Origin of the sequence: Variovorax sp. PDC80 (assembly GCF_900115375.1) — a bacterium.
Taxonomy (GTDB): Bacteria; Pseudomonadota; Gammaproteobacteria; order Burkholderiales; family Burkholderiaceae_C; genus Variovorax.
Genome location: NZ_FOWG01000010.1, coordinates 287279 through 301403, shown reverse-complemented (window position 1 = coordinate 301403; position 14125 = coordinate 287279). Strand labels below are relative to the sequence as shown.

12 protein-coding genes are annotated in these 14125 nt (G+C 71.1%); 5 read left to right on the top strand and 7 right to left on the bottom strand.

What is annotated here, in order from left to right:
- Window positions 1-64: 64 nt before the first annotated feature.
- The 3 genes from BM109_RS27610 to BM109_RS27600 all read right to left on the bottom strand — a co-directional run bounded on the left by BM109_RS27610 (window position 65) and on the right by BM109_RS27600 (window position 2371).
- Window positions 65-856: an exodeoxyribonuclease III gene (locus tag BM109_RS27610; RefSeq protein WP_093349971.1), complete on the bottom strand. Its 792-nt coding sequence runs from the start codon at window positions 854-856 to the stop codon at window positions 65-67.
- A gap of 66 nt (window positions 857-922) precedes the next feature.
- Window positions 923-1639: an SDR family oxidoreductase gene (locus BM109_RS27605; protein WP_093349969.1), complete on the bottom strand. Its 717-nt coding sequence runs from the start codon at window positions 1637-1639 to the stop codon at window positions 923-925.
- A 33-nt stretch (window positions 1640-1672) separates the two neighbouring features.
- A complete protein-coding gene (locus BM109_RS27600) occupies window positions 1673-2371 on the bottom strand; it encodes a GNAT family N-acetyltransferase (RefSeq protein ID WP_093349966.1) in 699 nt (232 codons plus the stop codon).
- A 74-nt stretch (window positions 2372-2445) separates the two neighbouring features.
- Between BM109_RS27600 and BM109_RS27595 the strand changes: the two genes are divergently transcribed.
- The 3 genes from BM109_RS27595 to BM109_RS27585 all read left to right on the top strand — a co-directional run bounded on the left by BM109_RS27595 (window position 2446) and on the right by BM109_RS27585 (window position 7037).
- Window positions 2446-3408 carry a GlxA family transcriptional regulator gene (locus BM109_RS27595; protein ID WP_093350196.1) on the top strand — a complete coding sequence of 321 codons (963 nt, stop codon included), beginning with the start codon at window positions 2446-2448 and terminating at the stop codon, window positions 3406-3408.
- Window positions 3409-3861: 453 nt separating this feature from the next.
- Entirely contained in the window at window positions 3862-6228 is a 2367-nt protein-coding gene (locus BM109_RS27590; RefSeq protein ID WP_093349963.1) for a TonB-dependent receptor, read from the top strand.
- Between the two features lie 29 nt (window positions 6229-6257).
- Complete coding sequence (locus BM109_RS27585) at window positions 6258-7037, top strand: tetratricopeptide repeat protein (RefSeq protein ID WP_371268842.1); 780 nt, start codon at window positions 6258-6260, stop codon at window positions 7035-7037.
- Between the two features lie 18 nt (window positions 7038-7055).
- Here BM109_RS27585 and BM109_RS27580 read toward each other — a convergent pair whose 3' ends face one another.
- From BM109_RS27580 to BM109_RS27565, 4 genes are all read right to left on the bottom strand, one after another.
- Complete coding sequence (locus tag BM109_RS27580) at window positions 7056-8396, bottom strand: PepSY-associated TM helix domain-containing protein (RefSeq protein WP_218159420.1); 1341 nt, start codon at window positions 8394-8396, stop codon at window positions 7056-7058.
- A complete protein-coding gene (locus BM109_RS27575; protein WP_093349961.1) occupies window positions 8390-10870 on the bottom strand; it encodes a TonB-dependent siderophore receptor in 2481 nt (826 codons plus the stop codon). The genes BM109_RS27580 and BM109_RS27575 overlap by 7 nt, the downstream gene beginning before the upstream one ends.
- A 95-nt stretch (window positions 10871-10965) precedes the next feature.
- Window positions 10966-11871 carry a FecR family protein gene (locus BM109_RS27570; RefSeq protein ID WP_093349958.1) on the bottom strand — a complete coding sequence of 302 codons (906 nt, stop codon included), beginning with the start codon at window positions 11869-11871 and terminating at the stop codon, window positions 10966-10968.
- The gene (locus BM109_RS27565) at window positions 11864-12391 is read right to left on the bottom strand and encodes an RNA polymerase sigma factor (protein ID WP_093349956.1); all 528 of its coding nucleotides are present in this window, start codon (window positions 12389-12391) and stop codon (window positions 11864-11866) included. The genes BM109_RS27570 and BM109_RS27565 overlap by 8 nt, the downstream gene beginning before the upstream one ends.
- Before the next feature lie 157 nt (window positions 12392-12548).
- Between BM109_RS27565 and BM109_RS27560 the strand changes: the two genes are divergently transcribed.
- Both BM109_RS27560 and BM109_RS27555 read left to right on the top strand, forming a co-directional pair.
- Window positions 12549-13055, top strand: a complete 507-nt coding sequence (locus BM109_RS27560) for a sigma-70 family RNA polymerase sigma factor (protein WP_093349953.1) — start codon at window positions 12549-12551, stop codon at window positions 13053-13055.
- A complete protein-coding gene (locus BM109_RS27555) occupies window positions 13052-14077 on the top strand; it encodes a FecR domain-containing protein (RefSeq protein ID WP_093349950.1) in 1026 nt (341 codons plus the stop codon). Before BM109_RS27560 ends, BM109_RS27555 begins: the two co-directional genes overlap by 4 nt.
- Window positions 14078-14125: the final 48 nt, after the last annotated feature.

Genomic DNA, 14125 nt, shown 5'->3' with positions numbered 1-14125 from the left:
GTGCGGCAAAGACGGGGCGCCTTGTGAGAACCGCGCATGCTCGCACCGCCCGGTGACGGTTTTGTTACTGGCGTGACAGCGCGGGCAGGTCGAGTTCGATCCAGGCCGGCGCGTGGTCGCTCGCCCCGGGGCGGCCGCGCACGTCGCGGTCCACGCCGGCATCGCGCAGCAGCGGCGCGAGTTCGGCGTTGAGCAGCAGGTGGTCGATGCGCAGGCCGGCATCGCGCGGGAAGCGGTTGCGCCAGTAGGTCCAGAAGGTGAAGGGCGCGCGCTCGGGATGGCGCGCGCGGATCGCGTCGGTCCAGCCCTGCTTCAGCAGGCGCGCGTAGGCGGCGCGGCTCTCGGGCTGCAGCAGCGCGTCGTCGCGCCACGAGGCGGGGTTGTAGATGTCGGCATCGGTGGGCACGACGTTGTAGTCGCCCGCGAGCACCACGGGCAGGCCGCTCGCGTACAGCTTCTTCGCATGCTTGCCGAAGGCTTCGAACCAGCGCAGCTTGTAGTCGAACTTCGGCCCGGGCTGCGGATTGCCGTTGGGCAGGTAGAGGCAGCCGACCAGCACGCCGTCGACCACGGCCTCGAGGTAGCGGCTCTGCGGGTCGTCTTCCATGCCCGGCAGGCCGCGCCCGGTTTCGATCGGCTCGCGCCCGCGCGCGAGGATGGCCACGCCGTTCCAGGCGGGCTGGCCGTGCGCGACCACGCCGTAGCCCGCGCGCCGGATCGCTGCGAGCGGAAGCTTGGCATCGGGCGACTTGAGTTCCTGCAGGCAGGCCACGTCGGGCTTCGATTCGGCGAGCCATTCGAGCAGCCGGTCGAGCCGGCTGTGGATGCCGTTGACGTTGAAGGTGGCGATCTTCATGCAGCCATCTTCCGGCGCGTGCCGGCGCTTCGCGCGTCGGACAACGCGTCCTCCTGCCCGCAGAAATCACCCGGCCATGACGTCGCGCAGGTAGATGCCTTGCGACAGCGCGCCCTTGACCTGGCGCGTGCCCTCGTCGACCAGCACCTCCTCCTGGCTGGCCTCGATGGCCGCGAAGGACTGGCGCACCACGTCCTCGGGCGAGGCCTTGGGCACCTCGAGCGCGCGCACCATGTCGGTATCGATCGGGCCGGCATGGAAGCCCACCACCTGCGTGCCCTGCGCGCGCAGCTCGTGGCGCAGGCCGTTGGTCAGCGCCCAGGCCGCGGCCTTGCTCACGCCGTAGGCGCCGATCATCGGCGTGTTGGCCCAGCTGAAGAGCGACAGCAGGTTGAGCATCGCGCCGCCACCGTTGCGGCCCAGCACGCCCGCGAAGGCGCGGCTCATGTGCAGCATGCCGAACAGGTTGGTCTCGAGCTGCTCGCGCAAGGTGGCGACCGGGTCGGTCTCGGCATCATCGCCGACGAAGCCGCCGAGCCGGCCGATGCCCGCGTTGTTGATCAGCAGCGTCACGTCGCGGCAATCGGCCGCGGCCTGGGCGACCTGCGCGGGATCGCGCACGTCGAGCCGGATCGGCAGCACGCCCAGCAGCGGGATCTGCGAGGGCTCGCGCGCGGCGGCATAGACCTTGGCGGCGCCGAGCGTCAGCGCCTGGCGAGCGAATTCGAGGCCGAGGCCCCGGTTGGCGCCCGTCACGAAGACGACGGAACCTTGGATCTTCATGGTGCTTCCTTGTGCGCCGGAGCGCGGGGTGAGTCAAACGGTGGCCAGGGCGATCTGGTGCAGGAACAGGGTGCGGCGATGGCGGAAGCCGAGCCGCTCGTAGAGCGCGATGGCATTCGCGTTGTCGCTGAGCACGTGCAGGAAGGCGGTCTCGCCGCGCGCCTCGATGCGCGCGCGCAGCAGGTTCACGAGGCCGGCGGCGAGGCCGCGTCCGCGCCAGGGGTCGTCGACGCAGACCGCGCTGATCTCGGCGTGGCCGTCGAAGCGCATGCGCTCGCCGGCCATGGCCACGAGCAGGCCCTGGTCGCGGACGCAGAGGTAGTCGCCCATCTCGAGCGTGCGCGGGCCGAAGGGGCCGGGCCGGGTGCGGCCGACCAGCGCCAGGGCATCGGGCACGTCGGAAGCGTTGAGCGGCGTGGCCTGCAGCTGCGCCGCCCGGCCCGTGCCGGGCTGCAGCGCGACCATCTGGTGGACCTGGCCCAGCAGCCTGGCCTGCAGGCCGTCGATGCCGGCGACGGGCGCGAGCGTGGGCACCATGACGCGATCGTCCGGGCCCAGCAGCGCGCGCAGCGCCTCGAAGGCGGCCGGGCTTTCCTCGACCAGCCCCGCGAACGGCGCGACCTCGGGGTGGTAGCGGCGGGCCAGGGCATTGCCGTGGCCCAGGTGGGCCTGCCGGCCGACCAGCGCGGTCCAGGCCGAACGGTCCAGGGGGGAGTCGATGGGCGATGTCATGGTCCCTAGCGTAGGCGGGTCCTCTCCAGGGCGCCATGGTCGTAAATGACAATATTGGTATCATTCGCGCCATGATGAAGCTCGCGATCCTGGCGCTCGATGGCGTGTTCGACACCGGCCTCAGCGTGTTCCTCGACCTGTTCTCCGCGGCCAACGAGGTGGCGGCCGAGCAGGGCGCGGCGCGGCCGCCCTTCGAGCTGCGCGTGGTCGGCGTGCGCCAGCGCATCCGCACCGCGCATGGCCTGACCATGGGGGTGGAACCCGCGGACGAGATGCGCCAGCCCGACTGGGTGCTGGTGCCCGCGCTCAACACCAAGCAGCCCGCGCGGCTGGTCGAGGCGCTGGGCCGGCGCGACGTGCGCGATGCCATGGCCATGCTGCGCAGCTGGCATGCGCAGGGCAGCGGCGTGGGCGGCGCGTGCATCGCGAGCTTCCTGCTGGCCGAGACCGGCCTGCTCGACGGCCAGGAGGCCACCACCATGTGGCCGCTGGCGCCGCTGTTCCGCGAACGCTATCCGCGGGTGCGGCTCGACGAGTCGCGCATGGTGGTGGCCTCGGGCCGCGTGGTCACGGCCGGCGCGGCGATGGGGCATCTCGATCTCGCGCTGTGGCTGATGCGCCAGGCGAGCCCCGAGACCGCCGCGCTGGTGTCGCGCCTGATGCTGGTCGACAAGCGGCCCTCGCAGGCGCAGTACATCATTCCCGACCACCTCGCGCATGCCGATCCGCTGATCGAGCGCTTCGAGCGCTGGGCCCGCGAACGCCTCGCGCGGGGCTTCTCGCTGCACGATGCGGCGGACGCGCTCGCGGTCAGCCCGCGCACCTTGCAGCGGCGCATGGAGGCCGTGCTCGGCAAGTCGCCGCTGGCCTTCTTCCAGGACCTGCGCGTCGAGCATGCGCAGCACCTGGTCTCGATCGGCCAGGGCCTCGAGGCGATTGCGAGCGAGGTCGGCTATGCCGATGCGGCAACCGTGCGCAGCCTGCTGCGGCGCAAGCTGGGGCGCGGGGTGCGGGAGCTGCGTTCGGCGCTGGCGTAGGGCGCGGTCGTCGATGCGCGGATTGCCGTTCGCGCATGCCCATGTCGCCATGGAGACTCGGTCCGCAATGCATTCGAATTGGCGCGCCAATGCCAGGAGGCATTGCCATTTCTATTTGCGTTGCTCAACGCATTGGCGAAATAGCGATGTCCCGCTCGACAAATGCGACGTCTTCGAGGGCATTCGGCGCTCTGCATCACCGCAATTCGACGCATGAGCGGGCGCACGCAGCACGCCTTTTATTCGTAATGAGATAAGTTCTCATTTGAATTCATCGCGTCGTCAGACGGCAACAAGTTCTGCAAACCAAAGGTAAAGATGCCGTAAATCGATAGTGCGAGTCATTATCATTTGCGGATACTTTGTTACGCCGATGTCACCTCCAGTGCACAGCCGCGTGACCGCCGGCGCCGCGCGCCGGCAGCGCTTTCACCTCGACAAATCACTCACAACATGACCTACATCAGAAGCCGCAAGCACTCGACTTCGCGCTATCTCAACGCGCACGCCGCCACCAGGACCGCCGCCACCCTGGTCGCGCTCGGATCGGTCGGCGCGGCGCATGCGCAGGGCGCGCTGAAGGAGGTGCAGGTCGATGCGGCGCCCGACTACAAGGTGGAGCAGTCCTCGTCCTCGAAGCAGACCGCGCCGCTGCTCGACACGCCCAAGTCCGTCACCGTCATCCCGCAGGAAGTGATGACGCAGATCAACGCGACGACGCTGACCGAGGCGCTGCGCACCACGCCCGGCATCACCTTCGGCGCCGGGGAGGGCGGCAACCCGGTCGGCGACCGGCCGTTCCTGCGCGGCTACGACAGTCAGGCCAGCACCTTCGTCGACGGCCTGCGCGACATCGCGCCGAGCACGCGCGAGGTCTTCAACCTCGAGTCCGTGGAAGTGGTCAAGGGACCGGACTCGACCTCGGGCGGACGCGGCGGCGCCGGCGGCACGATCAACCTCTACACCAAGGCACCGAAGCAGGAGAACTTCTTCCTCGGCTCGGTCGGCCTGGGCAGCGACAAGTACCACCGCGAGACGATCGACTGGAACCGCAGCTTCGGCGAGAACGGCGCCTTCCGCCTGAACCTGATGGACTTCGGCGCCGATGTCGCGGGCCGCAACGGCCCGAGCAACAAGCGCTTCGGCATCGCGCCCTCGATCAGCTGGGGCCTGGGCACGCCCACGCGCGTGACGCTGTCGCTGTTCCACATGCGCACCGACGACGTGCCCGACGGCGGCATTCCCTACTACCTGCCCGCGAGCTTCCCGCGCTTCGGCGTGGTCGAGCTCCAGCCGACCTACGGCTTCGACCGCAAGAACTGGTACGGCGTCGAGGGCCGCGACTTCCGCAAGGACAAGTCCGACTCGGTCACCTTGCAGGTCGAACACGACATCTCGCCCGAGATGAAGCTGCGCAACATCACGCGCTTCACCAAGAGCAGCATGGACTACATCTGGACCCAGCCCGACGACAGCCAGGGCAACGTGGCGCGCGGCCTGGTGTGGCGCCGCTTCAACGGCAGCATGCGCGACATCGACACCTTCGCGAACGCCACCGAGCTCAGCGGCAAGCTGCAGACCGGCAGCGTCAAGCACAGCTACGTCACGGGCCTGGAGCTGTCGCGCGAACGCGCCGACAACGACAGCTACACCCAGGTCAACCGCGCCTACACGGCGCAGCAGAAGTGCCCGGGCGGCGCCGGCGTGGGCTCGAGCTTCGTCTGCACGAGCCTGTACTACCCCACGTCCAGCGACCCGTGGCTGGGCACCTTCGTGCCCAACGGCAACCCGACCAGCTACCGCACCGACACCGCGTCGCTCTACGGCTTCGACAGCATCGAGCTGTCGCCGCAGTGGATCGTCAACGCGGGCCTGCGCCTGGACAGCTACAAGACGCAGCAGACCAACCCCTATCCCAGCACCACCGCCACCGGCGGCATGGCGCTGCCGGTGCTCACCAGCGGCATCCGCACGAAGTTCGAGCGCAACGACACGCTGCTGAACTACCAGCTCGGCGTGGTCTACAAGCCCGCCAGCAACGGCAGCATCTATGCGTCGATCGGAACCTCCTCCACGCCGGGCGGCAACAGCCTGGGCCAGGGCTCGGAGAGCCAGGCCCTCAGCGGCACCGTGGGCGGCGTGGCCAACACCGCGATCGACCTGAAGCCCGAGAAAAACCGCAGCATCGAGCTCGGCACCAAGTGGGACCTGCTGGAGCGCAAGCTGTCGCTGACCGGCGCGATCTTCCAGATCGAGACCACCAACGCGCGCATCACCAACCCGACCGACGGCACCGTGTCGCTGGCGGGGGACAAGCAGGTGCGCGGCTTCGAGCTCGGCTTCTCGGGCAACATCACGCACCAGCTCTCGGTCTTCGGCGGCTACACCCTGCTCGACAGCAAGGGCAAGAACCTCGGCCAGAGCAGCACCACCGACGCCAGCGGCCGCACGGTCTACGTGCCCAACGCCGGCACGGGCCAGCCCTTCCCGAACACGCCGAAGCACAGCGCGAGCATCTGGGCGACCTACAAGCCCACCTCCGACTGGACCTTCGGCCTGGGCGCCTTCTACCAGAGCGAGGTCTACGGCGGCTTCGCCTGGGCGGCCGGCACGGGCGGCGCCACGCTGATCAAGCGCAGCGTTCCGGGCTACACCCGCATCGACGCGATGGCCGGCTACCGCGTGAACAAGAGCTTCAACCTGCAGCTCAACGTGCAGAACCTGACCGACCGCATCTACTACAACACGGCCTACTCGACGCACTACGCGAACATCGCACCGGGCCGTTCGGTGACGCTGACGGGCAACTTCTCGTTCTGATCGCCGAAACGCTTGATGCGACGACGAGCGTGAGCAGCGAAGGCGCATCCCCCGCGTTCGTGTTCCCCAACGCGAGCGCGCTCAACACCCTGACGCGCGCGCAATGGGACGCGCTGCTCGCCGGCCCGCCCGAGCGCGCCGCGACCTGGCTGTCGGCGGCCGCCCATGCGGGGCATGCCGAAGCGCAGGCGGTGCTCGGGCAATGGCTGCTCGACGGCCGGGGCGTGGCGCGCAACGAGGCCTCGGCCTTCGCCTGGTTCCAGCGCGCGGCCGAGCACCGCCATCCGATGGCGGCCAACATGCTCGGACGCTGCTTCGAGCATGGCTGGGGCACCGCGCCCGATCCGCAGCGCGCTGCCAGCGCCTACCGCGCGAGCGCCGAGCTCGGCCTCGACTGGGGCATGTACAACCTCGCCAACCTGCTGGCGACCGGTCGTGGCGTTGCGCTGGACCACGCCGCGGCCTTCGACTGGTACCGGCGCGCGGCGGCGCTCGGGCATGCGCGTTCGATGAACATACTCGGCCGCTACCACGAAGACGGCCTCGTCGTGCCACGGGACCGGGACCGGGCCCGCGCGCTCTATCGGGCGTCGGCCGAGGCCGGCGACTTTCGCGGGTGCTTCAGCCACGCGAGCATGCTGGCCGAGCAGGGCGAGATCGACGCGGCAGTGCGCTGGTTCGAACGCATTCCGGAAACCGCGCCGAAGCACTACCTGGCCGAGGTCGTTCAGCGGCTGCGGGCCTCGCCGCTGGCCGCGCTCAGGGAGGTCGCGGACCGCCTGGAGGCCCAGGCGGCGGCGCGCACCTGAAAACGGCCCCGCGGTCCGCTACCTGCGCAGCCCGCGCAGCACGCGCAGCACGAACCAGAAGACCACCGCGAGCGGGATCGCCAACGCGAGGTCGGCCGCCCACTTGAGCGCCGCGTCGGTCGTGACGCAGGCCACGCCGAGCCCCACGCAGATGCACAGCGCGAGCAGTTTCGGCATGCGCCAGGTCGATGGGCTGCCTTCGGTGGCCGCCTCGGGCTCGCCGCGTGGACGTGGTTGCGGCACCTCCGTGGCGCGCCGCCGCCGCACGACCCACAGGTACAGGCCGCTGACCAGCACCGCGATCGCGAGCAGGTCCAGCACCAGCCACATCCACTTCATCGGCAGCCCGCCGTAGTCGCCGAAGTGCAGCGGCTGCGAGACGAACAGCGCCTTCACGTACCAGGGCATCTCGCGGATGTCGCTCAGCGCCCCGCTGGCCGCGTCGACCAGCGCCGGCTTGAGGATGCGCATCGACAGCGGCGTGGCACCGCGTAGATAGACGCCGAAGTGATGCGGCGTGGCGAAGCTGGTGCCCGGCAGGAACACCGACTGCACCTCCATGCCCGGCGCCGCGGCGCGCGCGGTGGCGACGGCGGCATCGATCGAGCCGATCCGCCCGGGCGGCGGCAGGCCGCGGTAGGGCCCGGTCATCTGCGGCAACACCTCGGCGCGCCAGTGCGCGGCGATCGGGTCGTGCAGCGTGTTGATCGCGCCCGTGGTGCCCACCACCAGCAACCAGGCCGCGATGCCGATGCCGACCAGGTTGTGCAGGTCGAGCCAGCGCGCGCGCCGGCCGGCACGCACGGTGCCGAAGCGCAGCTTGCGCATGAAGGGCCCGTAGACCACCACGCCCGAGACCACCGAGGCCACCAGCAGCAGGCCCATGGCGCCGAGCAGCAGCGCGCCCGGCAGGCCCGCGAGCAGGTTCTTGTGCAGCTCGAGCACGGTGTCCATGAAGCCGCCGGTGCGCGGCGGCGGCAACTGCAGCAAGGTGCCGTCGCGCAGGTCGAAGGTGTGGCGGCGCAGTTGCGCGAACGGCGCCTGCGCGTCGGGGCCGGTGGCGATCACGACCGTGGGCGGTTCGGTGGAACCCGGCGCGGGGCGCGAGAAGCCGAGCGACACCGCCACGCTGCCAGGATGCTCCGCGAGCGCGCGCGCCACCAGCGCGTCGAGCATGGGCGCGACGGCGTTGGTGGCCGGCTGCTGGCGCGCGGGCGGCGGATCGAGCCAGTCCTCGATCTCGTCGTGGAAGATCAGCGGCAGCCCGGTGACGCAGGTCAGCAGCAGCAGGGCGGTCGCGATCAGGCTGGTCCAGCGGTGCACCGCGGACCACAGCCGAAGCCGGGCCGGGCTCACCATTGGTAGCTCAGCGAGGCGATCACCGTGCGGCGGTTGCCCAGGGTGCAGCCCGAGGTGGTGTTGCAGGTGGAGATGTAGTAGCGGTCGGCGAGGTTCGAGGCCGTGAGGCTCAGGCGCGCGCCGCGCAGCGAGGGGCTGGCGCGGCCCAGGTCGTAGCGCAGGCCGATGTCGACCAGCGTGTAGGCCGGCATGCGGTAGAGGTTGCTGGCGTCGAAGGTGGCGCCGATGCGGCGCACGCCGGCCGACAGGCCCAGGCCCGCGAGGGCGCCGCGCTGCAGTTCGTAATCGAGCCACAGCGAGCCCTGGTGGTCGGGCGTGCCGTAGAGCCGGGCGCCCACTTCCGAGGGCGTGTTGCTGCGCGTGATGCGGTGGTGCAGCCAGGCGTAGGCGGCCGTGAGGTTCAGGCCCGGCATCAGCTCGGTCTTGGCCTCGAGCTCGAGGCCGCGCACGCGCACCTCGCCGGTCTGCACGTTGAAGCCGGTGTTCGCGAGGTCGGGCGTGACGCGGTTCTGCTCGGTGAGCTCGAAGGCCGAGGCCGTGAACAGGCCGATGCCGCTGGCGGGCTGGTACTTGAGGCCGGCCTCGACCTGCTTGCCGGTGGTGGGCTGGAAGGGCACGCCGCCGAAGCTGCTGCCCGACACCGGCTGGAACGAGGTCGCGTAGCTCACATAGGGCGCGACGCCGTTGTCGAACAGGTAGCCCAGGCCGATGCGGCCGGTGGTCTTGCTGTCGCTCTGCTGCGTGGCGGTGCTGGCACGCCGGTTCACGGTGCGGGTCTTGGCATCGTCGTGCCGCAGGCCCAGCGTGGCGATCCAGCCGCCCAGGCGCATCTGGTCCTGGAAGTACAGGCCGGTCTGTTCGAGCCGCGACGTGGTGTTGCTGAGGTTGAAGCCGGGGTCGACGATCGGCTGCCCGTAGACCGGCGCATAGACGTCGAGGCTGGGCGCGGCGCGACGGCCGAAATCGAAGTCGCCGATCTCGCGGCGGTGGTCGATGCCGATCAAGGCATCGTGGCGCACGGCGCCGGTGTCGAAGCGCAGCGCGAGCTGGTTGTCGATGCTGAAGGTGCTGGCGTTGGCCGCGGTGTTGGCGGCGGTGCGCCGCAGGGTGCGCTGGTCGGGCAGCAGGCCGCCGGTCTGCAGGATGGTGATGGCGCGGCCCTCGAACTCGGTGCGCGCGGCGCGCATGTTCTGGCGGAAGCTCACGGTGTCGCTGAAGCGGTGCTCGAAGCTGTAGCCGAGCCAGCTCTGGTCGCGGCTGAGGCGGTCGAAGTCCGGCTCGCCCGCGTAGCGCTCGAACGGCAGGCGGCCGTTGATGTTGGGCCGCAGCGTGCCCTGGATCGGCAGGTAGTTGAACAGCGTGTGGGCGTTGCGCTCGGTCTGGTGGTAGGCCTGCAGCGTGAAGCTGGTGCGCGCGTCGGGCTGCCAGGTGATGGAGGGCGCGATCAGCCGGCGGTCGTTGTCGACGAAGTCGACCTGCGTGCCCGCCTCGCGCGCCAGCGCCACCAGCCGGTAGCGCAGCGTGCCCTCGGCGTTGAGCGGGCCGCTCAGGTCGGCCGCGACCTGCTTGCGCCCGAAGCTGCCGGCCTGCAGCTCGATCTCGCGCTGCGGCGTCTCGGTCGGGCGCTTGCTCACCATGTTCACGATGCCGCCGGGGCCGCTCTGGCCGTAGAGGCCCGACGAAGGTCCCTTGAGCACCTCGACGCGCTCGAGCACGTAGGGATCGACCACCGCGCTCGCGAAGCCGCTGCCGGCGGCGCCGTAGGGCAGCTGCACGCCGTCGAGGTAGAGGTCGGGGCGGAAGCCGCGCACCTGGGTGTAGATGTCGAACTGCGAGGTGGCGCCGAAGGTCTCGGACAGCACGCCGGCCGTGTAGCGCAGGGTCTGGCCGAGGTTCTGCGCGCCCTGGGCGTCGATCTCGCGCGCGGTCACGACGTTGACGGTCTGCGGCACCTCGAGCAGCGGCGTGTCGGACTTGGTCGCGGTGGCGCTGCGCGTGGCGGCGAAGCGCACGGGCGGGCCCAGCGGGTTCTCGCGGCCGGCATCGGCCGTGACGCGGATCTCGGGCAGCGCGGCACCGGCGGCGGCCGCGGGCGAGGCCGGCTCCACCGTGAAGGCCTGGCCGCCCTGCGGCCGCGCCGCGAGGCCCGTGCCCTGCAGCAGCCGGTCGAGCGCCTCCTGCGCGCTGAAGCTGCCGCGCAGCGCGGGCGCATTGCGCCCCTGCGTCAGCGAAGAGGCGAACAGCACCTGCACGCCGGTCAGGCGTGCGAGCTCGTTGAGCGAGCGCTCGAGCGGGGCGGCCGGCAGGTCGAGCGCATGGCGCACGGCCTGCGCCTGCGCCATGCAGGCGACCAGCGCGCAGGCCGAGGCCAGCGCGGCACGGCGCGGGAAAGGGCCGCGCAGTTGCAGCGGCAGGACGATCTGGTGCCGGGTCTGGCGAAGAAGCCCGGCAATGCGGGCAGTAGGGCGGCTCACGGGGTCGGTTCCTTCGGAAAGTGATGGGCTCTCTGAAGGTCTGTCGGATCCGGCCGCGGCCAACCCTACCTCGCGGCGAAAAAAATTTTCCGGGCTCAGCGCGCCCGCACCTCGACCGTGCCGTCGGGCAGGCGCGCGACCTGCACCGGCAGGATGCGCGGCAGCAGCTCGAGCGCGCGGTCGGTCTGGGCGCTGTCGAAGGTGCCCGAGAGCGCGAGCTCGCCGATCGGGCGCGCCGGGTCCTCGCGCAGCCGCACCGGTTCGCGCCGGTAGCGCTGCATCTCGGCCAGTGCCTGCGACAGCGGCATGCGGCTGAAGACCAGCCGGCCCTGCTGCCAGCCGCCCTCGGCATCGATGTCCACGGGCTGCGCCGCGGCGGGCTGGCCGTTGCCGCTGTCGTTGCCGACGCGCAGCGCGCGCCCCGGCGTCACCAGCGCGGCCTGCGCCTCGCCCGCGCGCCGCACCTCGACCTTGCCCTCGTACACCACCACCTGCACCTCGGCCGGATCGCGGCGCACGTCGAACACCGTGCCCACCACGCGCACCTGGGCCCGGCCCGCGTCGACCTCGAAGGGCCGCACCACGGCCTTGGCGACGGCGAAGCGCGCGCGCCCCTGGCGCAGCTCGACGCGCCGGCTGCGCAGGTGCCACGACACCGCGAGCTCGGTGCCGGTGTCGAGCGTCAGGCGGGAGCCGTCGGCCAGCTCGAGCTGGCGGCGTTCGCCGACGGCAGAGGCGAACTGCTCGTGACGGTAGGCCGGATCGAGCACCCAGAGGCAGGCCAGCGTCGCGAAGACCAGCGCCAGCGCCGCGCCCACCGTGCGCCCGGTGCGCCGTGGCGCGGCCTTGGCGCGCGCCGGCGGCAGCGGGAACAGGGCCTTGAGCGTGTCGCGGCCGGCATCGAGCGCCTCGTCGAGCGCGGCGCCGCCGGGCTGCGCGAGTGGCACGCTCGCGGGTTCGCCAGCAAGGGCACGCGGCGATGCGTCGCGACGCTCAGCCATGGAAATCCACCAGCGCGCGGGCGCAGGCCTCCATGCCGCGGCGCAGATGCTTCTCGACCGCCTTGACCGAAATGCCAAGGTGCGCCGCCACCTCGGCCTGCGGCAGCTCGTGCACCTTGTGCATCACGAACACCTCGCGGCAGCGCTGCGGCAGCACCGCGATGGCCTCGGCCAGCACCTCGATGCCCTCGCGCGCGGCGACGATGCGCGCCGGCTCGTGCAGGTCGAGCGCCTCGGGCGGCTCGGCCATCAGCTCGATCAGCACGTCGCGGCTGCGCTCGGCACGCCAGCGGTCGACCGCGCGGCGCTTGGAGAGGATGCGCAGGAAGGCCAGCGGCGTGTGGATCGGCGTGCGCGGCGGCGTCTCGATCAGGTCGGCGCAGACCTCGTGCACGATCTCGCGCGCGGCGCCGCGCTCGCCGCGGCCGAAGCTCAGGCGCCGCACGTGGTCCACCAGTTCTTCGTAGTGGCTCACGAGCGCGGCGATCAGCGGGGAGTCGATGGAGTGCTTGTGCGACACGGGCGGCGTGGCGGCGGTGCGGGTATAAGCGTTTGATTCTAATTGCGAATCGTTTGCAACTTCAAACTGGGCCGGACCCAGGTCTGAAGGCGACTGCTACAATTGAGAACCATTCGTATTAAATCCTGAGCGCAGCCAGTCGCTGCGGGGAGATGCCATGTCGGCCGCCGAGTTCGCGCCTCCGCACGAAGTGCAATCGCTCTACAGCAACCACCACGGGTGGCTGCAGGGGTGGCTGCGCCGCAAGCTGGGCTGCCCGCACAACGCGGCCGACCTCGCGCAGGACACCTTCGTGCGCGTGCTCGGCAAGAAGGAGCCGGTGGCCGCCGCCGAGCCGCGCGCCTACCTCGCGACCATCGCCCACGGGCTGGTGGTCGACTTCCACCGCCGCCGCGCGCTCGAGCGCGCCTACCTCGAGACCCTGGCCGCGCTGCCCGAGCCGCAATCGCCCTCGCTCGAAGAGCGCGCGATCGTGCTGGAGGCGCTGAGCGCCATCGACGCCATGCTCGACGGCATGAAGCCCGCGATCCGGCAGGCCTTCATCCTCTCGCAGCTCGAGGGCCTGACCTATGCGCAGATCGCGCAGCGGCTGCAGGTGACGGTGCGCACGGTCAACAACTACATGCTCAAGGCGCTCGAGCATTGCTACCTGCTCGCGCCATGAGCGCATTCGAACTCGATTCGCCAGCCGGCGATATCGGCCTGCCCGCCGGCCACGAGGCCCGCGTGCGCAAGGAGGCGATCGCCTGGTACGCGCAGCTGTGCTCGGGCGAGGCCACGCCGGCCGACCACGAGGCCTGGCGCCGCTGGCACCGCGCGCATGCGGAACACCGCCGCGCCTGGGAGAAGCTCGAGGCGATGCAGGCCACGCTGCAGCGCGTGCCCGGCCACATCGCGGCCTCGACCCTGCGCGCGGCCGGCGCGGCGCGCACCGACCGCCGGCGCCTGCTGCGCGGCGTCGCGCTGGTTGCCTCGGGCGGCGCGCTCGGCTACCTGTCGTGGCAGGTGGCCGATGGGGGCGGGAGCTGGCCCGCGCTGCTGGCCGACTACCGCACCGGCACCGGCGAGCAGCGCAGCATCGACCTCGCCGACGGCTCGAGCCTGCTGCTCAACACGCGCAGCGCGGTCGACGTCGTGTTCGACGGCACGCGGCGACTGATCCGGCTGCGCGAGGGCGAGCTGCTCGCGGAGACCGCGCGCCACCGCGTGCCCGGCAGCCACGACGCGCGCCCGTTCATGGTCGAGACCCCGCAGGGGAGCATCCTCGCGCTCGGCACTCGCTTCACCGTGCGCAGCGAGGGCGGCATCACGCGCGTCACGGTGCTCGACGACGCGGTCGAGGTCCGGGCCGCGAATGCGCCCGAACGCGCGCTGCGGCTGCAGGCCGGCCGGCAGGTCGACATCGGCAGCGACGGCGTGGGCGTGGCGCATGCGGCCGACGCGGCCTCGGCCACCTGGGCCCAGGGCAGCCTGGTCGTCAACGACTGGACGCTGCGGGAGGTGGTGGCCGAGCTCGGGCGCTACCGGCGCGGCCGGCTGGCCTGCGATCCGGCGGTGGCGAACATCAAGGTGTCGGGCGCCTTCCCGATCCACGACACCGACAAGGCGCTGTCGGTGATCGCGCGCAGCTTCCCGGTGCGCGTGGCCAGCCTCACGCGCTACTGGGTCTCGCTGGTGCCGGCCTGATTCCTGCATCCGGGGTCCGCGCAAAAAAATCTTCCGCCGCCTTTCATC